Origin of the sequence: Pseudomonas sp. ATCC 43928 (assembly GCF_005938665.2) — a bacterium.
Lineage (GTDB): Bacteria > Pseudomonadota > Gammaproteobacteria > Pseudomonadales > Pseudomonadaceae > Aquipseudomonas.
The window spans coordinates 3,229,468-3,249,008 of the sequence record NZ_CP041753.1 but is presented as its reverse complement, the minus strand read 5'-3'; the positions used below and the strand labels follow the sequence as shown (position 1 = coordinate 3,249,008).

At 58.9% G+C, this 19,541-nt stretch carries 15 protein-coding genes, 2 tRNA genes and 4 pseudogenes; 8 read left to right on the top strand and 13 right to left on the bottom strand.

The window, feature by feature from the left end; translation table 11 throughout:
- Positions 1-7: 7 nt before the first annotated feature.
- Complete coding sequence (gene sfnG, locus FFH90_RS14920) at positions 8-1,108, bottom strand: dimethylsulfone monooxygenase SfnG (RefSeq protein WP_018929020.1); 1,101 nt, start codon at positions 1,106-1,108, stop codon at positions 8-10.
- 46 nt (positions 1,109-1,154) lie between these two features.
- Positions 1,155-1,718, bottom strand: coding sequence for an FMN reductase (gene msuE, locus FFH90_RS14915; protein WP_018929019.1), 564 nt, complete (start codon positions 1,716-1,718; stop codon positions 1,155-1,157).
- A gap of 392 nt (positions 1,719-2,110) precedes the next feature.
- Here msuE and FFH90_RS14910 point away from each other — a divergent pair, with 392 nt between their 5' ends.
- A complete protein-coding gene (locus FFH90_RS14910; protein ID WP_138867462.1) occupies positions 2,111-3,349 on the top strand; it encodes an acyl-CoA dehydrogenase family protein in 1,239 nt (412 codons plus the stop codon).
- 442 nt (positions 3,350-3,791) lie between these two features.
- Here FFH90_RS14910 and FFH90_RS14900 read toward each other — a convergent pair whose 3' ends face one another.
- Positions 3,792-5,918: a TonB-dependent siderophore receptor gene (locus tag FFH90_RS14900; protein WP_138867461.1), complete on the bottom strand. Its 2,127-nt coding sequence runs from the start codon at positions 5,916-5,918 to the stop codon at positions 3,792-3,794.
- Between the two features lie 213 nt (positions 5,919-6,131).
- Here FFH90_RS14900 and FFH90_RS30335 point away from each other — a divergent pair.
- Positions 6,132-6,359: pseudogene (locus FFH90_RS30335) on the top strand (integrase); the annotation flags it as partial.
- Here the strand turns inward: FFH90_RS30335 and FFH90_RS14890 are convergent.
- Both FFH90_RS14890 and FFH90_RS30700 read right to left on the bottom strand, forming a co-directional pair.
- On the bottom strand, positions 6,278-6,562 hold the full coding sequence (locus FFH90_RS14890) for an RHS repeat domain-containing protein (protein WP_372240864.1): 285 nt from the start codon (positions 6,560-6,562) through the stop codon (positions 6,278-6,280). The pseudogene FFH90_RS30335 and the gene FFH90_RS14890 overlap by 82 nt on opposite strands.
- 3 nt (positions 6,563-6,565) lie before the next feature.
- Positions 6,566-6,649: pseudogene (locus FFH90_RS30700) on the bottom strand (terminase small subunit); the annotation flags it as partial.
- Between the two features lie 314 nt (positions 6,650-6,963).
- Between FFH90_RS30700 and FFH90_RS14885 the strand changes: the two are divergent.
- Positions 6,964-7,485 carry a GNAT family N-acetyltransferase gene (locus FFH90_RS14885; RefSeq protein ID WP_138867460.1) on the top strand — a complete coding sequence of 174 codons (522 nt, stop codon included), beginning with the start codon at positions 6,964-6,966 and terminating at the stop codon, positions 7,483-7,485.
- A 182-nt stretch (positions 7,486-7,667) separates the two neighbouring features.
- Positions 7,668-8,243 (top strand): annotated as a pseudogene (locus FFH90_RS30695) (tyrosine-type recombinase/integrase); the annotation flags it as partial.
- An 82-nt stretch (positions 8,244-8,325) separates the two neighbouring features.
- On the opposite strand, the gene FFH90_RS14875 reads toward FFH90_RS30695, so the two are convergent.
- The 3 genes from FFH90_RS14875 to FFH90_RS14865 all read right to left on the bottom strand — a co-directional run bounded on the left by FFH90_RS14875 (position 8,326) and on the right by FFH90_RS14865 (position 9,825).
- A tRNA-Leu gene (locus FFH90_RS14875) sits at positions 8,326-8,412 on the bottom strand.
- Positions 8,413-8,607: 195 nt separating this feature from the next.
- A tRNA-Cys gene (locus FFH90_RS14870) sits at positions 8,608-8,681 on the bottom strand.
- A gap of 241 nt (positions 8,682-8,922) precedes the next feature.
- Complete coding sequence (locus tag FFH90_RS14865) at positions 8,923-9,825, bottom strand: AraC family transcriptional regulator (protein WP_064617637.1); 903 nt, start codon at positions 9,823-9,825, stop codon at positions 8,923-8,925.
- Positions 9,826-10,126: 301 nt separating this feature from the next.
- On the opposite strand from FFH90_RS14865, the gene FFH90_RS14860 reads away from it, so the two are divergent.
- Both FFH90_RS14860 and FFH90_RS14855 read left to right on the top strand, forming a co-directional pair.
- Positions 10,127-11,437, top strand: coding sequence for a sugar ABC transporter substrate-binding protein (locus FFH90_RS14860; protein ID WP_138867459.1), 1,311 nt, complete (start codon positions 10,127-10,129; stop codon positions 11,435-11,437).
- Between the two features lie 101 nt (positions 11,438-11,538).
- On the top strand, positions 11,539-12,312 hold the full coding sequence (locus tag FFH90_RS14855) for an L-iditol 2-dehydrogenase (protein WP_138867458.1): 774 nt from the start codon (positions 11,539-11,541) through the stop codon (positions 12,310-12,312).
- Positions 12,313-12,341: 29 nt separating this feature from the next.
- On the opposite strand, the gene FFH90_RS30690 is transcribed toward FFH90_RS14855, so the two are convergent.
- The 5 genes and pseudogenes from FFH90_RS30690 to nirB all read right to left on the bottom strand — a co-directional run bounded on the left by FFH90_RS30690 (position 12,342) and on the right by nirB (position 17,505).
- Positions 12,342-13,067, bottom strand: coding sequence for a methyl-accepting chemotaxis protein (locus FFH90_RS30690; protein ID WP_371924247.1), 726 nt, complete (start codon positions 13,065-13,067; stop codon positions 12,342-12,344).
- A gap of 132 nt (positions 13,068-13,199) precedes the next feature.
- Positions 13,200-13,955, bottom strand: a pseudogene (locus FFH90_RS30685) (MCP four helix bundle domain-containing protein); the annotation flags it as partial.
- 130 nt (positions 13,956-14,085) lie between these two features.
- A complete protein-coding gene (locus FFH90_RS14845) occupies positions 14,086-14,526 on the bottom strand; it encodes a CBS domain-containing protein (RefSeq protein ID WP_018929008.1) in 441 nt (146 codons plus the stop codon).
- A gap of 31 nt (positions 14,527-14,557) precedes the next feature.
- Positions 14,558-14,944 carry a nitrite reductase small subunit NirD gene (nirD, locus tag FFH90_RS14840; RefSeq protein WP_018929007.1) on the bottom strand — a complete coding sequence of 129 codons (387 nt, stop codon included), beginning with the start codon at positions 14,942-14,944 and terminating at the stop codon, positions 14,558-14,560.
- The gene (nirB, locus tag FFH90_RS14835; RefSeq protein ID WP_138867457.1) at positions 14,944-17,505 is read right to left on the bottom strand and encodes a nitrite reductase large subunit NirB; all 2,562 of its coding nucleotides are present in this window, start codon (positions 17,503-17,505) and stop codon (positions 14,944-14,946) included. Before nirB ends, nirD begins: the two co-directional genes overlap by 1 nt.
- Positions 17,506-18,375: 870 nt before the next feature.
- On the opposite strand from nirB, the gene FFH90_RS14830 reads away from it, so the two are divergent.
- Together FFH90_RS14830 and FFH90_RS14825 are read left to right on the top strand one after the other, a co-directional pair.
- Positions 18,376-18,981 (top strand): SCO family protein, encoded by a 606-nt coding sequence (locus FFH90_RS14830; RefSeq protein ID WP_138867456.1) that lies wholly within the window; start codon positions 18,376-18,378, stop codon positions 18,979-18,981.
- The gene (locus tag FFH90_RS14825; RefSeq protein WP_138867455.1) at positions 18,981-19,469 is read left to right on the top strand and encodes a copper chaperone PCu(A)C; all 489 of its coding nucleotides are present in this window, start codon (positions 18,981-18,983) and stop codon (positions 19,467-19,469) included. Before FFH90_RS14830 ends, FFH90_RS14825 begins: the two co-directional genes overlap by 1 nt.
- Positions 19,470-19,541 lie beyond the last annotated feature (72 nt).

Sequence of the window (19,541 nt, the reverse complement as noted above, 5' to 3'; positions counted from 1 at the left end):
CCCTCCTTTAGGCGAGCGCCGCAGCCTTGGCCGCGACCGCCTCGCGCTCCAGCTCACGCACCAACGGCAACACCTTGCGGCCGAAGTACTCCACTTCTTCATGAAAGTGCAGGAAGCCAGTGAGCACCAGGTCCACGCCCACCGCCTTGAGGGCGACGATGCGTTCGGCAATCTGCTGCGGCGTACCGATCAGGTTGGTCTTGAAGCCATCGTTGTACTGCACCAGGTCTTCGAAGGTGGACTTGGCCCAGTTGCCTTCGCCTTCAGGGCTGGAGGCGCCGGCGTTCTTCGCCTCGCTGCCGAAACCATTGACGGCCTCCGGATCGGCCTTGGCGATAATTTCCTGCAATACCGCTCGGGCTTCAGCCTCGGTTTTGCGGGCAATGACAAAGGCGTTCACCCCAACTTTCACTGAGTGGCCATTGATCGCGGCCTTGGCCCGAATGTCGTCGACCTGGGCCTTGATGCCTTCGACGCTGTTGCCGTTGGTGAAGTACCAATCGGAAACCCGCGAAGCCATGTCCCGCGCCGCGCGCGAGCTGCCACCCTGGAAGATTTCCGGGTGCGGTTGCTGCAGTGGCTTGGGTTTGAGGGTGTAGTCATGGAAGCGGTAGAAATCGCCATGAAAACTGAAGTTGTCCTGGGTCCAAATGCCCTTGAGCGCCTGGATGAATTCTTCCGAGCGACGATAGCGCTCATCGTGGTCCAGCCACGGCTCGCCAATGGCCCGGAACTCGCCCTTGAACCAACCCGACACGATATTCACCGCGACCCGACCGTTGGTGAATTGGTCGATGGTGGCCAGCTGTTTGGCCGCCAGCACCGGACTCCAGGGCCCAGGCAGGATGGCGGCGATCACCTTGAGCTTCTCGGTGGCGGCCAACAGCGCGTGGCTTATGGTCACCGACTCGTGCTGGTTTTCGGCGCCATAACCGGCGGTAAAGCGGATCTGTGACAAGGCGTATTCGAAGCCGGCCTTTTCGGCGATTTGCGCCAGCTTGCGGTTGTAATCGATGTCCCAGCTGGTGCGCTGTTCGATCTTGCTGACCACAAGGCCACCGCTGACGTTGGGAACCCAATAGGCAAACTTGATGTTGTCCTGGCTCATTGTACGTACTCCATTGACTCGTTGAAATGAGGGTTGACCCGGGACGTCAGGCAGCGCTGGCATCCCGGTGAACTTTCGGATTGAGGCTCAGGACCGCCGACTCGACAGCGCGCTCGATGCGTTCGAGCAACTGGGGGCTGGTGATCTGGTAGTCGGTGAAATCGGCTTCGGCGGCATACACACCGATGGGCAAGCTCAGGGCCTGGAAGAAACCAAACAGCGGGCGCAACTGGTGATCGATGATCAGGGCGTGGCGGTCCGAGCCACCGGTGGCGGCCAGTAACACCGGCACGTTGTTCAACGCCTGGTGATGGACGAAATCGAACAGGTGCTTGAACAGTCCGGTGTACGAGGCGCGGTACACCGGGCTGGCAGCAATCAGCAGGTCGGCCGTTTCAATGGCCTGCAGATCGGCCTCTACCGCAGCGGGCAAGTCTTCACGGCACAGCACCCCGGCAAACTGCGGGCCGACCTCGGACAACTCGATCAGGTGCAGCGCGATCGGCAGCTGTTGCGCAAGACCGGCGACCAGAGCCTTGAGCAGCACCAGGGTGCGCGTAGGCCGCTGCACGCTCCCGGATACCGCGACCACTTTCAGTGTGTTGCTCATTGCCCGTCCTCATGGTGGCAGAGGCCACCGCGGCACCTGCACAAGGACTAGAGCAGCAACCGTGCCATCTCTATAATTCAATAAAAATCAATAAGTTATACGGTTTTTCGCAAAACGCCGCAGTGTCGTCCACCGGGCAGGCTGTTGATCAACTGTTGCGCTCACAACAGCTGCCTCTCTGCCCATGCCGTGCAGCGCGCCCAGGCCGCTGTTGCCGGGCAGTCAGCGCTTCAGCAAGTTGCCCGGCAGACGACAGCAACCACCCTGGCGAACAGCCCTGCGCGCCCGATTAAACGGCTTTTGCAGTGCCAGGCACGACCTGTGCACTGGCAGTAGTACGCAACAGATCGACTGCACTGTTGCTTCTCTTGCCTTCCATAAGGAGCTACACCATGACTGTCCAGCAACAGCACCTGCCACACCCCCTCTCCAGCGGTACCGACTACCAGGCCCTGGCCGAGCGCTTCCGGCCGATCTTTGCACGCATCGCCGCCGGCGCACTGGAGCGCGAGCAAACTCGCAGCCTGCCCTTTGAACAAGTGAAGTGGCTGAAGGAAGCCGGCTTTGGCGCCGTGCGCGTGCCGGTGCAGTACGGTGGCGACGGCGCTTCCCTGCCCCAGTTGTTTGAGTTGCTGATCGAACTGGCCGAAGCCGATTCCAATCTGCCGCAGGCGTTGCGCGGTCACTTTGCCTTTGTCGAAGACCGCCTCAACGCCCATGCCGATGCGCCCCAGGACACCTGGTTCAAGCGTTTTGTCGACGGCGATCTGGTGGGCAACGCCTGGACCGAAGTCGGCAGCATCAAGATCGGCCAGGTTGGCACCCGTGTCTCGCGTCTGGGTGAACAATGGGTGGTCAACGGCACCAAGTACTACAGCACCGGCAGTATCTTCGCCGACTGGATCGACCTCTATGCCCAGCGCGATGACAACGGCGCCGATGTGATTGCCGCCGTTCGCGTGCAGCAACCGGGTATTGTGCAGAGCGACGACTGGGATGGCTTTGGTCAGCGCACCACCGGCAGCGGCACCTCGGTATTCGAGAACGCCGTGGTGGAGCCCGAAAACCTGCTGGACTTCACCACCCGCTTCAAATACCAGACGGCCTTCTATCAACTGGTGCTGTTGGCGGTCCAGACCGGTGCCGGCCGTGCCGCGGTGCGCGACATCACGGAAGAAGTACGCAAGCGCACGCGCATCTTCAGCACCGGCAACGCCAGCCACGTCAGCCAGGATGTCCAGGTGCAGCAAGTGGTGGGCAAGGCTTCAGCGCAGGTCTATGCCGCACACGCCACCACCCTGCGCGCCGCGGCTGCCTTGCAGGTGGCCTACGAAAGCCGCTTCGCCCATAACGACGAAGCCGAACGCGATGCCAACATCGCCGCCGAACTGGAATCCGCCCAGGCCCAAGTGGTGATCGCCGACCTGGTGCTACGCGCCACCAGCGACCTGTTCAACGCCCTCAGCGCCTCGGCCACCAGCACCGGCAAAGCCCTCGATCGTCACTGGCGCAACGCTCGCACCGCGGCCTCGCACAACCCGCTGATCTACAAGGAACGCATCATCGGCGACTGGGAAATCAACGGCACCGAACCGCCCTACGTCTGGCAGATCGGTGGAGGATCGAAGTAAGTCGACATAACGCGGGTGCCAGATACCCCGGCACCTGATCGGCCAGCGACGAAGCACGGGCCAGCAACGCGCCTGGCCCCTGGCTCGTCGCTACGCCCAGAAATCGACGTCCCTGGGCGCGGCTCTGGATACGCTCGATACCGCCATGCAGCAAGCTGACCTGCCCACCCAGTGCCTTGGGCGATGCCCAGCAGATCGGTCGCCACGGCCGGTGACACCTCGTGTTGCGGGTCACCAAAAATCTGCCACACCTCGCCCTGCTCCACGATCCGCCCACGGTCCAGCACCAGGCACGAGCGACCTGAGATAAGCTGACGGCTGACCTGTCTGTAGCTCAAATCTGCAACTGTCGCCTTTGCAGGATCCACAGACTCTACTGCTGACGCACATCGCCTCACTTCCAGCGTTATCGCGCTTGCTCAGTGTGCACCAGCAGAACGCACTACAACGTGTAGGAAATACCGACTTGCACGGTTCGTGGCGCACCCGGATAAGCGTAAACATTGCCGAACGCGCCTTCTTCATAATCGCGATCAAACAGGTTTTTCACGTCAAGATTGAGCCGCACCTTGTCATTGATCTTGTAGAAGCCAAGCAAGTCGACAACGGTGTAGCTGCCCATCGAAAACGCAGTGTTGGCGGTTTGTCCGGCGCGCTCGTCGACGTACTTGAATCCGGTGCCCAAGCCCAATCCCTTGAGGGTGCCGTCCTGGAATTCGTACATATTCAGCAGGCTGAAGCTGTTTTTCGGGATGTTCAGCAGCCGCGTGCCAGAGCGCAGTACGTTGTCTTTCGTCACTTCGGCATCGACATAGGCGTAGCCGCCAATCACGCGCCATTCGGGAGTGAGGTTGCCGGCAACGTTGATATCGAAACCACGGCTTCGCACTTCACCGGCAGCAACGCTGAAGGTGGAATCGACGGGGTCGGTGGTCAGCACGTTACGCTTCTCGATCTGATAGATCGCCGCATCGACACTCAACCGCTGATCCAGTGCTTCCCACTTGATACCCATTTCGTACGACTTGCCCTTCTCCGGCGCAAACCCTCCCCCGAGGCGGCTAGCGCCGGTGTTGGGCTTGAACGAGCGCGCGGTGTCGGCATAAACCGCTAATGTCTCGGTCAAATCGTAGGTCACGCCGATGCGCGGAGTTACTGCGTTGTCACTCGCCTGCCAACTCTTGCCGCCCGGGACAAAGGTTTCGTAGTCATGTTCGAAGCGTTCGAAACGCGCCCCTGCCAGCACCTTCAGTTTGTCGGTCAGTGCCAATTGATCCTGCACAAACGCGGCATAAGTTTTGAGGTTTTCCTTGTCGTGGGTCGGCGTGCGAGTCAGTGCTGGACGCGACTGGCCGTACACCGGATCGAAGATGTCGATCGGATACGCATCGACAGCACCGCTGGAGCGTTGAATGATCGACTTGTAGTCATAATCTTCGTACTCGATACCGGTGAGCAACGTGTGCTGCAAACCAGCGGTATCGAAATGGCCGGTCAGATTGAGCTGGGTATCCTTGTCGGTCCACTCCAGCTTGCGATAGTTGAAGTTGCGCCCCAAGGTGCGGCCGTCAGCGGCAATACCGTTGGCCTCGACTGCGTTGCCCTTGAGCGAACCATCGAGCCACTGGAAGCCACCACCCAGCGTCCAGTCGTCATTGAGCATGTGCTCGAAACGCAGCTGCGCCATGTTGTTGTCGTTATGCAGTTTGCCAGCGTCTTTTTCGCCGAAAAAACTGTCGCGAGAGGCGGTACCTGCCTGCCTCGGGTAACGTGTAACGCCTCGATCCAGAGGCGCGTTGTTACGCATGAAATCGCCTTCGAAAATCAGCTTGGTCGCGTCGGTTGCCTGCCACGTGAGCACCGGCGTGATACCGTAGCGCTCGGTTTCGACGTGATCGCGGAAGGTGTCGCCGCCCTCGCCCACTACGTTCAGTCGATAGGCCAGGCGCCCTTCTTCGTCGAGCGGGCCGGAAGCATCCAGCGTGCCACGCTTCATGCCCTGATCGTTCAGTTGACTGCCCAAGGTGACGGTGCGCTCGGGCAACGGCTGTTTGGAAATCACGTTGAACGTGCCGCCAGGATCACCCCGACCGTAGAGCATGGTTGCCGGACCGCGTAGCACTTCGAGTCGCTCGATAGTGTTGGCATCCGGCATGTTCGGATAGCCGCGGTTGATCGGAAAACCGTTGCGATAAAACTCGCCAGTGGTAAAGCCACGAACGGTAAACGTGGTCAGACCCTGTCCACCAAAATTGTTCGCCCGCCCCACGCCCCCAGCGTAGTCCAGCGCGTCCTGCAAACGGGTGGCTCCCAGATCCTCGACCGCATCTTTCGAGACCACACTGATCGATTGCGGGGTTTCGTGGATCGACGTGTCGGTGCGTGTGGCGCTGGCCGAGCGCGTAGCCAGATAACCCTGCACCGGGCCGTCCGCCCTTTCATAATTCGCAGTACCGATAACATCGGTTGCGTCCAGCTCAAGCGTTGAGGGTGACACCTCCGTTTGTTCAGCCCATGAGGTAGACGACAATGCTTGCAGCACACAAATGGAAAGCAGGGTTCGACGCATGAAGAGAAAAACCTTTACGAATAGGCCAATGCAGGGAGTGAAACCGCCAAAAAACTCCGACGCATGCTATACAAAACCATTCGTAATTAACACTGATTCCCATTAACAAAAACAGTCTTCGATAAAGTCATCACTTCATTGAAGCAATGGCCATTGCAGCATCATCCGCGCCACGGCCGAGATCATCCAGCGCTGCCGACCTTGGCGGTGTAGCCAATGACGCCGAGCATGCTCCGGAAGTGGTTTGATGATGCCCCGAAGTTTGCCGGCATTCCCAAGGCTGATTTTCAAATGCGCGTACGGACGAAGGCCGCGGCGGATAAGGAAGAATCGACACGCAACATTCGTGCTGCACGCGATCAACTTGGGCACACCACCGTAGGCATGACAGAGAAGTACATTCGAATGCGTAAAGGGATGAAAGTCACGCCCACAAAATGACCAGTGGTAGCGAATTGCGGAGCAGAGATAGATTTTTTGCGGTGGTACTCGATGCTCTGCCCCGCCGCGTCGGTAAAACAGATCATCAGGCCTCGCTCGTCGTATTCCCAAGCACTGGTTTTGCCGGAGCAGTCGGTATATTTCACGAGTTGGCCAGCGTCGTTGTATTCGAGCTCTTTCTCGTTGCCGTTTGCATCCTTAATAACGATCACCAACCTGCCGTTCGTCTTCAACCAGGTGATGGTGCTCGGCGACCTGCCGATCCGTGCCGCGAAGGCGCTCTTGTACAGGTAGTCGAATACGCTTAGGAGCTCTCCTTTTCAGCGGCTTCTCAATGAATCCTTTCAAGATTTCAGTGATTGAAATTTCAGTAAGCTGGCAGGCCTTCCACTAACAAGATCCCGCGGGTTTCCGACCCCGTGTCCTTTGCAAGTCCCCAGGGGCCCCGCCGGTTTTCTGCCTGGCCGGCTACCGAAGTCGGACAGGTCTGACAGTTCAAGCAGTGACATAGGAGGGCGTGGCCTGTTCATGGGCTACCTAATACTTGAAATACTGGCGCGTTGTAGGTATTGGTCGAGATCAACTCAACGCAAGGAGCGAGACAGTGATCAAAATTCGAGAGGCGACCATTGAGGATATCCACACACTTAGTGATATCGGTATAGAGACGTATCGAGACCACTTCTCCGACATATGGACCCCCTCAGGCATGCAGCATTTCTTGAGTGAAGACTTTTCAGTCCTGGCGCTTCAGGAATCGATAGGGGCACCCGCACGTCACTGTTGGCTCATAGCACTCGATGAAGACGACAGAGCGGTAGGGTTCTCAAAGGTTAACTGGTCGAAGCCGATGCCTATTTCCGGCAAGGCCGGTGCGGAGCTCCAAAAAATTTACTTCCTCAAGACCCAAGCAGGCAAAGGCTACGGGAAACAGCTTCTGCAATTCATCCGCCAACTGGCCGAAGATCGTAACGAGCATTTCATTTGGCTCGACGTACTCAAAACCAACGCCAGTGCGAGGCGTTTCTACGAGGGCTTCGGCTTCGAAGTACTAGGTGAGATCCCATTTAGCACCGACAAGACCGAGATCGGAATGGTTGTGATGTGCTGCGACATTTCCCGGTAGGCACGCTCGATCGACTCCCAGTTGCTTGGTTGTCATATTTCGTTACCTGTTAAGCCTAAAGCAGGATTGAAATAGCGGCGTGTTGCCGATATTGGTGTTGACCCAACTCAAACCAAGGAAAGCAACATGTCAGACTTCTCTAAGTACACTTTAAACGCGTCGTAGTATCAGAATGAGGGTCCAGCCCTCTAGAAACGATCGAACCTCTGCACGTTCGCCAGTACCTAACCTGGCGCAAATCAGCGCCGGTCCGAGCGAACCGTGAAAAGCCCCTCCTCAGGGCGATCTGAAACTACGCGCGGGACAAAGGCTACACATCGCTGGCCAATCCTTGTGCCGGCATCAAGGGCAATAAAGAAACTGGACGAGACACGTACGCCGAGGGGCAAATTTGGATTCTGCAGGGGAAAACAAAGGCGAAGCGCCGGATTGAAGTCACTGGCGAGCTGAAGTTTTGATTGATCGAATCATGCCCCGAAAGTCAGAAGGTAGGCTCGACACGGCTGATCGTTACAGAGGATGGCACACCAATGACGGTGGCGATGTTGCGGAGAAGGTTTGATTTGACCAGAGAAGCGGCCGGCGTCCAGAAATCTGAATTTCAGATGCGGGATTTACGCGCCAAAGCAGGTACAGATAAAGCCGAATCCAGCGGTGACATCTTACAGGCGAGAGATCAACTTGGGCATACGACGGTGGTGATGACGGAGCAATACATCCGTCATCGCCTTGGCAAGAAAGTCACTCCTATCAAGTGAATTGCGGAGCAACTCCAAAATAGCGGACCAGAAACAAACAAGGGTTTGCATTAGCTTTCGCCCGCAAACCCTTGATTTTAGATGGTGCCCGAAGCCGGAATCGAACCGGCACGCCCTTACGAGCGGGGGATTTTAAGTCCCATGCGTCTACCAGTTTCGCCATTCGGGCGGTAGCGCGGTAAGCAGTCTGAAGACTGTCCAAATAACGATCTGGCAGTTCTGACGCTTGTGCAACAGAGGGGGAAATATATACATCCCGCCCCGCTGAAGCAAGTTCGCAAATCCCCTTTTCAAGACTAAATCTTGCAGGACTGCGAAAATAAAAAAGCTCCGTAGATCATGGATCTACGGAGCTCGTTTAAAGTGGAGGCCGAAGTCGGAATCGAACCGGCGTAGGTGGATTTGCAATCCACTGCATAACCATTTTGCTATTCGGCCTCAAACATCTGATGTTCAGTAGCGCAACATCAAACGTGTAAACTCGTATCTGGAAACAAGATTCTAATCTAGCTTCCAACCCTTTGAAATCTAAGGGGTTTTCGTGTTCCTGAATCAGGAATGGACGCAATTCTGGACTGGTTCGAAAGGCATGTCAAGAACTGGAAGAAAATAATTCCAGATGCGCTAACGCCACTACCCGGTTGCTTTCGAGACTAACACTTCAGCGCCACAGAAAGCGCTACCCACCGCAAGATGCGCGCTGCAACCGCTGCCGATACTCGCTGGGTGTCTCATGCATTTCATGGCGAAAGTGCCGATTGAAATTCGACAAGTTGGCGTACCCCACCTCAAAACAGATATCGGCAACGCTGAAACTGCTTTGCGCCAGCAAACGGCAGGCGCGCTGGACTCGTAGTTTGCGCGTCAGGTCGACGAAGGTATGGCCGGTGGCGCGCTTGAAGAATTTGGAGAAGGCCGGCTCGTTCATGTCCAGCCGCTGGGCGATGACCGACATCCGCAACTCGTCAGCGAGGTCGTTCAGGATGTAGTCGAAGACAATGCTCATGCGCTGGGCCGTCAATGCGTCGAGCATGGGCGCGTATTGCAGGCTGGCAAGCGTCTGTCTCTCGCTGTCAGGGGCCGATGCCAGCAGTTGCAGCAATGACAGGAACAGGCACAGTCGCTGCAAGCCGTGGCACTGGCCGATCTCTTCCATCAGTCGAGCTGCTTTTTTGCGGGTGTTGCCATGAAATTCGATGCCCTGCGCCGCCTGGCGAAACAGGCTTTGTAACTCGCTGAGCTCCGGAACCTTGTCGCGCAGTTGCATCAGCATCTGGCCATCGAACTGCAACACGACGTCACGGCCGGTAATCACCTCGCCTTTGCCCAGATCGCTGATCCAGTCATGAGGCAGGCCCGGGCCGATGAGGGCGACATGGCCGGCTTCGAATACGCCGATGTAGTCACCAGCCAGTAGCCGACCGCTGCCTTCGCGGATCAGGTGGATCTCGAACTCCGGATGATGGTTCCAGCGCGCCAGGTCGAAGGGATAGTCGTGCTCATACCAACGAAAGCTGTGCTGGGGCTCGTTGAGGATGACTTCAAGCGCTGGCGGCTTGTCTGCGGTTACGTGATGGTTCATCACCCTGGCGATTCCGTTTTTGTTGGTTTTATCAAGGTACCGCGAAGCCTGGGACGAGTCGAAGTCTCGGGACGCTGACATGAGACTCGCACTAACGACGCCCGGCGCCTAGCACGTTACATGGCGCCCACTGATACTTTTTTTCCACGGTCAAAAAAGTATCAGCGGCGCGTATGCCATTCATTTGTTCGCTGCTTGGGTAGCTGCAATTCTGTGGTCATCCCGGTGCGGCTATGCCCCGCCTCGTGGATTACAACAACAATAAAGCTTCTGCCGCCCAAGGCGCAGAGCGGAGATCACGATGAAGATCATTCCAAGCGCACTTTTTCTGTCCGCCGGGCTGTGCTCTGCCCTGCTCTGCCAGGCGGGTGAAACGGTGACCATCGCCACAGTGAACAACAGCGACATGATCCGCATGCAGCGACTGTCCAAAACTTTCGAACAGCTGCACCCCGACGTAAAGCTCAACTGGGTGGTGCTTGAAGAGAACGTGTTGCGTCAGCGCCTGACCACCGACATAGCCACTCAGGGCGGCCAGTTCGACGTGCTCACCATCGGCACTTACGAAACACCGTTGTGGGGCGCCAAGCATTGGCTGGAGCCAATAAAGGACCTGCCCGCCAGCTATGACCTCGAAGATATTTTCCCTGCGGTTCGCCAAGGGTTATCGGTCAACGACACGCTCTATGCCCTGCCGTTCTATGGCGAAAGCACCGTCACCTATTACCGAACCGACCTGTTCAAGAACGCCGGCCTGAGCATGCCCGAGCACCCGACCTGGACGCAGCTCGGCGAGTTCGCCGGCAAGCTGCACCAGCCGGATAAAGAACAGTATGGGATGTGCTTGCGCGGCAAGGCCGGTTGGGGTGAGAACATGGCGCTGCTGACGACCATGTCCAACGCCTTTGGCGCGCGCTGGTTCAATGAGCAGTGGCAGCCGCAACTCACCGGGCCGCAATGGACTGCCGCCGCCAACTTCTACGTCAACACCCTCAAGCAGTACGGCCCACCGGGTGTGTCGAGCAATGGCTTCAACGAGACGCTCGCCCTGTTCAACAGTGGCAAATGCGCAATCTGGGTCGATGCCAGCGTCGCCGGCTCGTTCATCACCGACACAACGCAAAGCAAGGTGGCCAATGATGTTGGTTTCGTCGCCGCGCCAACAGAAGTCACCGACAAGGGTTCGTCCTGGCTCTATGCCTGGTCACTGGCCATCCCGGCGACATCCAAACACAAGGAAGCCGCCAAAGCCTTTGTGTCCTGGGCCACCTCCAGGGAATACATCCAACTGGTTGCCAAGACGGATGGCATCAGCAACGTACCACCGGGCACCCGCATGTCGACCTACAGCGACGCCTATTTGCAGGCTGCGCCCTTCGCCGGTGTCACGCTGAAAATGATGCAGAACGCCGACCCGGCGCACCCTTCGGTCCAGCCCGTGCCCTACGTCGGCATCCAATACGTGACCATTCCCGAATTCCAGGCGATTGGCACGTCGGTCGGCAAGCTGGTATCCGCGGCGCTCACCGGGCAGATGCCGGTGGAACAGGCCCTGGCCTCCGCGCAGCAAAGCACCGAACGCGAGATGAAGCGCGCCGGTTATCCCAAGTAGCAACGGCTAGGCGCAATCACTGCGGGGTCTTCGCAGACTAACGACTGGTTTTGATGCCCTCGATTGGGCAACTCTTTAGCTCTTACGATTGGATGGGAACAATGAAACGTCTAGAAGGAAAAAGCGCCCTGATTACCGGTTCCGCCAGAGGAATAGGCAGGACGTTCGCGCAAGCCTATATCCGCGAAGGCGCTACGGTCGCGATCGCCGACATCAACCTGGAGCGCGCCCAAGCCACGGCAACCGAGTTGGGGCCCAATGCTTATGCGGTCGAGATGGACGTGACCGATCAGCAATCCATCGACGCCGCCATCGCCACGGTGATCGCCACCACAGGCAAGCTCGACATCCTGATCAATAACGCGGCGCTGTTTGATCTCGCGCCGATCAGGGAGATTTCTCGCGACAGCTACGAACGGCTGTTCTCGATCAACGTTTCCGGCACCCTGTTCACACTGCAGGCCGCGGCCAAGCAGATGATCCGCCAGGGCCATGGTGGCAAGATCATCAATATGGCCAGCCAGGCCGGTCGGCGCGGCGAAGCGCTGGTCGCGGTGTATTGCGCGACCAAGGCGGCGGTGATCAGCCTCACGCAATCGGCCGGTCTCAATCTCATTCCCCATCGCATCAACGTGAACGCCATCGCGCCGGGGGTGGTGGACGGCGAGCATTGGGACGGCGTCGACGCGCTGTTCGCCCGGTATGAAAACCGCCCGCTCGGGGAAAAGAAAAAACTGGCGGGACAGGAAGTGCCGTACGGGCGCATGGGCACGGCGGATGACCTTGTCGGCATGGCGATCTTCCTGGCATCGGCCGAAAGCGATTACATCGTGGCGCAAACCTATAACGTCGATGGCGGCAACTGGATGAGCTGACTGGCCCTGATATCAGGGCCGCCAATGCCTCAAAGGCGAAACCGATCCACCGACTGCGAGAGCTGTCCGGCCAGGCTGGACAGCTCATCGGTGGTCGAGGCGGTCTGGTTGATCACCTTGCTGTTGCCTTCGGACATGCCGGCAATCATTTCCACCTGATGTGCGATTTCGTTACTGGCCAGGCTCTGCTCGCCGATCGTGCGGCTGATGTCATTGACCAGCTCCGTGGTATTGAGCGTGGCCTGGAGGATTTCGCGGATGGCGCGCTCGACGTCGGCGGTCACCGCCATGCCCTTGTCGACCTGCGCGACGCCCGCCTCCATGCTGCTGACCGCCTCGCGGGTGCTTTGCTGGATACGCGCGACCATGGTGGCGATTTCCTGGGTGGAGGCGCTGGTGCGGCCCGCCAGGCTACGCACTTCATCGGCGACGACGGCGAAACCACGGCCCTGCTCACCGGCACGGGCGGCCTCGATGGCGGCGTTAAGCGCCAACAGGTTGGTTTGATCGGCGATGCCCTTGATCACCTGAATGATGCTGAAAATCCCCTCGGACTCCTTGTCCAGGGTGCGGATCACCTGGGCCGACTGCTGCGCCGAACGGGCAATCCCGTCCATGTCGCTGACCACTTGATGAATCACCCGACCGCCGTCCTTGGCCAGTTCCTCGGCCTGGTTGGCCATGTTCAGTGCACGCTCGGCATGCCGGGTGATTTCCTCGATGCTCGCAGTCATTTCGCTGGCCGCCGCGGCCATGGTGCTGGCGGCAACGCTTTGCTGCTGGCTGCTGCCCGCGACCTGATGGCAACCGCTGCTCAACCGCTGGCTCATGCCACTTACGCCGTGGGCGTTGCTGCGAACCACTTCGATCATGCCGCGCAGGTCACGCTGCATGGTTGCCAGGCTGCGAATCAAGGTGCTGGCTTCGTCCTTGCGGGTGGGCTCGACGATAGGCTCGCTCAGGTTGCCATGGGCGATGCTGTCGGCAATCCGGCTGGCGATCTGCAACGGCCCCATGATGCTCAGGATGACCGAGCGTCCCAGGGCGAGCAGCAGCAACAAGCTGGCAATGAGTACGACACCGAGGGTGAAGTTGGCACTGCTGATGGTTTGCCGAGTGCCCGCGCTGGTCTGTTGAGTGTTGGTTTCGATCAGCTCACTGAGGGTGGCCATCTGGCTTTCCAGTTGGCTGAACGCGTTATTGAACGTACCCAGTTGCTGTTGTGCGGAATCAGGATTATCCAGCGCCAGCCCGACAATGCGCTCGGCGGCACTGATGTACGTATCGAGGCTTGGCTTGATCTTGTCCAGCGCGGCCTTGAGGGTGTCGTTGACCGGCAGCTTGAGGTTGTCACCGAGCATCTCGCGAAAATGCGCGGCATGCTCATTGAGTGAACTGCGCACCTCGGCCTTGCTGCTGGGGCTCTTGCCCAACCCTACCAGCATCGCCGACAGCACATCGGCGCGCAGTGCATCGTGCATCATGTCGGCTTCGAGGTGGTTGCGCAGCGCGGTCATACTGACCTCGTTGTCACTCACCGCTTCAGCCATCCGAGTGTTACCCACATAGCTGACCAGACTCACGATCAGGGCGGTGAGCAAGCCAGTGCCGATCAACAAGATCAAACGTAATTTTATGGACACTCGATGGTTCCCCTGTCGGCAGGTGCGTGGTCGGCTAATTGCCTACTGCTGGGGTTATCGACTGTTCCAACCGGTTACTTAGGTTTATTTCCACGCCAGCCGATTTTTGCGACCTACGGTATGCGCGGGCTCAATGCCCGCGAATATAGTGCTCAAGTTGCCGTATCAAATCGGCCTGCTCGACGATGGCTTCCTTGACCAGATCGCCGATCGACAGCAGCCCGATCAGTTCCCCGCCTTCCAGCACCGGCAGATGACGCAAATGACTGTCGGTCATGACCTCCATGCAGCGCTCGATGCTCTGCAAACTGTCGGCAGTCACCACCGGTGCGCTCATGATCTCGCGCACCGGCGTGCCGACCGAAGAACGCCCCTGTAGCACTACCTTGCGCGCATAGTCGCGCTCGCTGATGACGCCGACCACCTGCCCTTCTTCGATCACGGGCAGCGCGCCGACGTTCTTCTCGGCCATCATTTTCAGGGCGTCGAGCACCATCTGATCCGGTGCGATGCTGTGCACCTGCTGGTTTTGCACGATCTTCAGTTTCAGCAACTGTGCGGCTGTTTTCATCAACGTTCTCCGATACGGTCCAGGGCGACGGTCAAGCCGCCGCGACTTCCACGACGCCGGCGTTCAAGCGCACCGGCCACACCCGCAGGCGCTGTTCCGGGTACTCCAGGCAGCTGCCGTCTTCAAGACGGAAATGCTGCTTGTAGATCGGCGACGCCACCACCAGATCACCCTTGAGACTGCCGATCAGTCCGCGGCCAATGACGTTCGCGCCAGATTGCGGATCATGGTTGTCGATGGCGTAGAGGGTGCGGCCTTCGGCTTGTGGCAGGTAGAACAGCGCGACCTGGGCGCCGTCGAGCCAAACGACGACGCCGGAGTTGCTGACCAGATCCTGCTGGCTGCACACCGCCTGCCAGGCTTGGGCATTGGCTGCGGTGGCAAGGGCATCGACACGCTGGGTATTGGACTGGCTCATCAGGCATTCTCCTCGGTGACAGGGATAAGGTTGAGTTCGGCGGCCATGATCGGCCGGCGCTGACCGCGCTCCTGGACAAAATGAATGTCCGGGTCCGGGCGCTGATCGTTGACGAAGGTGCGGAAGCGCTTGAGTTTTTCCGGGTCTTTGAGGGCATTGGCCCATTCGCATTCGTAGCGGTTGACCACCAGTTGCATCTGCGACTCAAGTTCTGCGCCAAGCCCCAGGCTGTCGTTGATGATCACGTCCTTGAGGTAATCCAGCCCGCCCTCCAGGCTTTCGCGCCACACCGAGGTGCGCTGCAATTTATCGGCGGTGCGGATGTAGAACATCAAGAAACGGTCGATGTAACGGATCAGGGTTGCATCGTCCAGGTCGGTGGCGAACAGCTCGGCGTGGCGTGGGCGCATGCCGCCGTTGCCGGCAACATAGAGGTTCCAGCCGTTCTCGGTAGCGATCACGCCGACATCCTTGCTCTGCGCCTCGGCACATTCACGGGTGCAACCGGAGACGGCGAACTTGAGCTTGTGCGGCGAGCGCAGGCCTTTGTAGCGATCTTCGAGGGTCAGGGCCATTTTCACGCTGTCCTGCACGCCGTAACGGCACCAGGTGCTGCCCACGCAAGACTTCACGGTACGGGTCGATTTGCCGTAGGCGTGCCCGGTTTCGAAACCGGCCTCGATCAGCTCGGACCAAATGTCCGGCAACTGATGCAACTGCGCGCCGAACAGGTCGATCCGCTGGCCGCCGGTGATCTTGGTGTAGAGGTCGTATTTCTTCGCCACCACGCCGATCGCGATCAGTTTGTCGGCAGTGATCTCACCGCCAGCAATGCGCGGCACGACCGAATAGGTGCCGTTCTTCTGCATGTTGGCCATGAAGGTATCGTTGGTGTCCTGCAACGGCACCAGCGAGGCGTCCATGATCGGCTGGTTCCAGCACGAGGCGAGGATCGAGCCCACTGCCGGTTTGCACACGTCGCAACCGGTGTGTCCACGGCCGTGCTTGGCCAGCAGTTCTTCGAAAGTGATCACCCCTTCTACCCGCACCAGCGCATAAAGCTCTTGGCGGGTGTAGGCGAAGTGTTCGCACAGGCTCTTGTCGACGCTGACGCCACGGGCAATCAGTTCATGCTCGAAGACTTGCTTGAGCAGCCCAGCGCAACCGCCGCAACCGGTGCACGCCTTGGTCTGCGACTTGAGCAGGCCCAGGTCGGTGCAGCCGCCATCGATGGCCGAGCAGATCGAGCCCTTGGTGACGTTATGGCACGAGCACACCGTTGCCGACTCGGGCAACGCGCCCGGGCCCAGGGTTGGCGCACCGGCGGACGAAGGTAGAATCAGGCTGGCCGGTTCCGACGGCAAGGCAATGCCGTTCTGCATGTATTGCAGCAAGGTGTCGTAATAGCTGTTGTCGCCGACCAACACTGCGCCAAGTACACGCTTGCTGTCGGCATCCACCACCAGCCGGCGGTAACTGGCCGTCGCTTCATCGATGAACTGATAACTGCGCGCACCCGGCGTCTGCGCATGGGCATCGCCGATGGAGCCGACGTCAACACCGAGCAGTTTGAGCTTGGTCGACATGTCGGCGCCCTGGAACGGCTCGGCGACTTGATTGCACAGCAGCGACGCCACGCCACGGGCCATCTGATAACCGGGGGCGACCAGGCCGAAGAGGCTGCCATTCCAGGCGGCACACTCGCCGATGGCGTAGATGTTCGGGTCGCTGGTCAGGCACTGGTCGTCGATCACCACGCCGCCGCGAGGACCAATGTCCAGCGCGCATTGGCGGGCCAATGCATCTTGCGCACGGATGCCGGCGGAGAACACGATCAGGTCGGCTTCAAGAAATTCGTCGTTGGCAAAATTCATCCGGTAGCGGTACTGCTCGCCGGCACTGATCGACTGCGTGCCACGGGACAGGTGCACACCCACACCGAGCCGCTCGATTTGCGCCTTCAGCGCCAGACCGCCCTGCTCGTCCAGCTGCACCGGCATCAGGCGCGGGGCGAATTCCACCACATGGGCTTCCAGGCCCAGGCTTTTCAGGGCGTTGGCGGCCTCCAGACCGAGCAGGCCACCGCCGACCACCACGCCACGCCGGGCATTGGCCGCAGCAGCACGAATCGCGTCGAGGTCTTCAAGAGTGCGATACACCAGGCGCGAGTCGCCTTCGGCACCTTCAATAGGTGGCACGAAAGGATAAGAGCCGGTGGCCAGAACCAGTTTGTCGTAGGCGACGCAACCTTGCGCGGTAATCACCTGGCGCCGGGCGCGGTCGATTTCCAGCACCGGCACACCCAAATGCAGGGTGACGCCCGGCGTTTGATACAGGGAGGCTTCGCCCAGGGCCAGCGATTCGGCATCGCGACCGCCGAAATACTCGGACAGATGCACACGATCGTAGGCACGCATCGGCTCTTCGCTGAAGACATGCAGGCGGTAATGGTCGAGGGCGCCGCGCTCGATGAGCTGCTCGACACAATGATGTCCGACCATGCCATTGCCGATCACGATCAGCGTTTGCAGTTTGTTCAATGCGGCAACATTGGAATTCATAGTAAGCACCCAGCCAAAGCCAATCACGGATAAAAAAGCAAAAAAAAACGCCTGAAACCTCTCGGTTTCAGGCGTCTTTGCCTGTTCTTCGCGGTGTTCGACCTGGCGCCTTCGCCTGATCCACCGATGTTGCCCACGACCTGCCCGGCCGGTCGATCTTCGTTGATCGAGTGGGCTGCCCCTCTTTTTCAGATGAGGCTGAAGGGAGAATGCAGCCTTTGTGCCAGTCTGCAGCGCATGACTTCCTCAGTTCTGGAAAACCGACCTCTGAACGATGGGAGAATTTGATAAAAAACCCCGACCCAGTGGGTTTTATCAGGCACGAGTCACCTTTGCAGGATCCCACGAGCGGGTGGGCGGACGTTGGGGCTGAAGGAAGGAACAGCTCAGGAACCGCTTCGCACTGGTGCATGTTGTCAGGCATGGCTCTTTAAAAGTGCATGCGCTACACCCTGCCGGGCATTTCCCGGTGCCATTCGGGCAAGCGTCAATGCCGATCTGTAGCAGCTGCCGAGCCTGCGAGGCTGCGTTCGGCTGCGCAGCAGTCGTCAAATCAGTAATTGCGGTGTGTCAGGCAGACCGCGTCAGCCGGACTTACGGCTGCTGCGCAGCCGAACGCAGCCTCGCAGGCTCGACAGCTGCTACAGCGAGCTCGTCGCTGCTCAACTTACCGGCCCGGGCAAGCGTTGCCTTCAGCAGCATCGCGTATTTGTATTTTCAGATATATCGAGGCCGCGACCTTTTGGCGCATGCCGCCAAGCCATCGATTAAGCGTTACAGGGCAACAGTTTGTTAACATCCATGCGCTTTTTTTCGTCTGATTGATCAGCCACTGTAGATTCCCGGTCGCTACACAGGATGCTTTTGTTCATGAGTACGTTGTATACCCGTCGCTCGGTCCTGCGCGGCATGAGCCTGCTGAGCCTCGGCCTGCTCGCTGGCTGCGATGACAGCAGCAAGCTGTCGTTCAAGTACGGCAAGGACCTCAGTGACAAGATCATGGGGCGTACCTTCAAGCTCAAGGACGCCCAGGGCGAATCCCGGATGCTGACCAGCTATCGGGGCCTGATGCCGATGGTTTTTTTCGGTTTCACCCAATGTCCGGCGGTCTGCCCGACGACGCTGGCCCGTGCGGCACAAGCGAAAAAACTGATGGGCCGCGATGGCGAACGCCTGCAAGTGATCTTCATCACCCTGGACCCCGAGCGCGATACGCCGCAAATGCTCGACGCCTACGTCAAGGCCTTCGATCCCAGTTTCGAGGCACTGTACGGTACGCTGGAAGAAACCGCCGCCACCGCCAAGGAGTTCGGTGTGTTCTATGAAAAGATCCCGAGCGGTTCGACCTATACCCTCTCCCACACCGCGACCAGCTTCGTTTTCGACTCCCGAGGCAATTTGCGCCTGGGGCTGTCCGCGTCCCTTACCGCTAAAGAGTGTGCAGAAGACCTGCTCACCGTCATGGAGGTCTGCTGATGACTTCGATTTGCGCACCACGTATTAAACAGCTGGGTATCAAACAACTGGTCCTGGGTCTTTCCCTGATTGGCATGGCCTGGCAGGTGTCCGCTCAAACCCAGGTGAGCGACGCCTGGGTCCGCGCGACGGTGGCCGGTCAGCATTCGACCGGCGCCTTCATGACCCTGCAGGCCGACAGCGATAGCAAACTGCTCAGCGTACAGTCGCCGGTAGCGAACACCGTGCAAATTCACCAATCCAGCATGAAAGACGATGTGATGAGCATGAGCCAGGTCGAGTCCGTCGCGCTGCCGGCCGGCAAACCGGTAAGCTTCGATCCCCATGGCTATCACATCATGTTGATGGATTTGACGGCCCAGGTTAAGGAAGGCGACAAAGTGCCCCTGACCCTGACCGTGGAAAACGCCAAGGGCGAAAAAGAGACGATCACCGTTGACGCCGAGACTCAGGCGCTCGGCATGCCTGATCACAGCAAGATGCATTGAGAGCTCGATCCCAGCCTGTCTGATCGCTGGCTGGTGTTCCGGTGGCGTATGCCTGCCCTCACCTGATAGCCT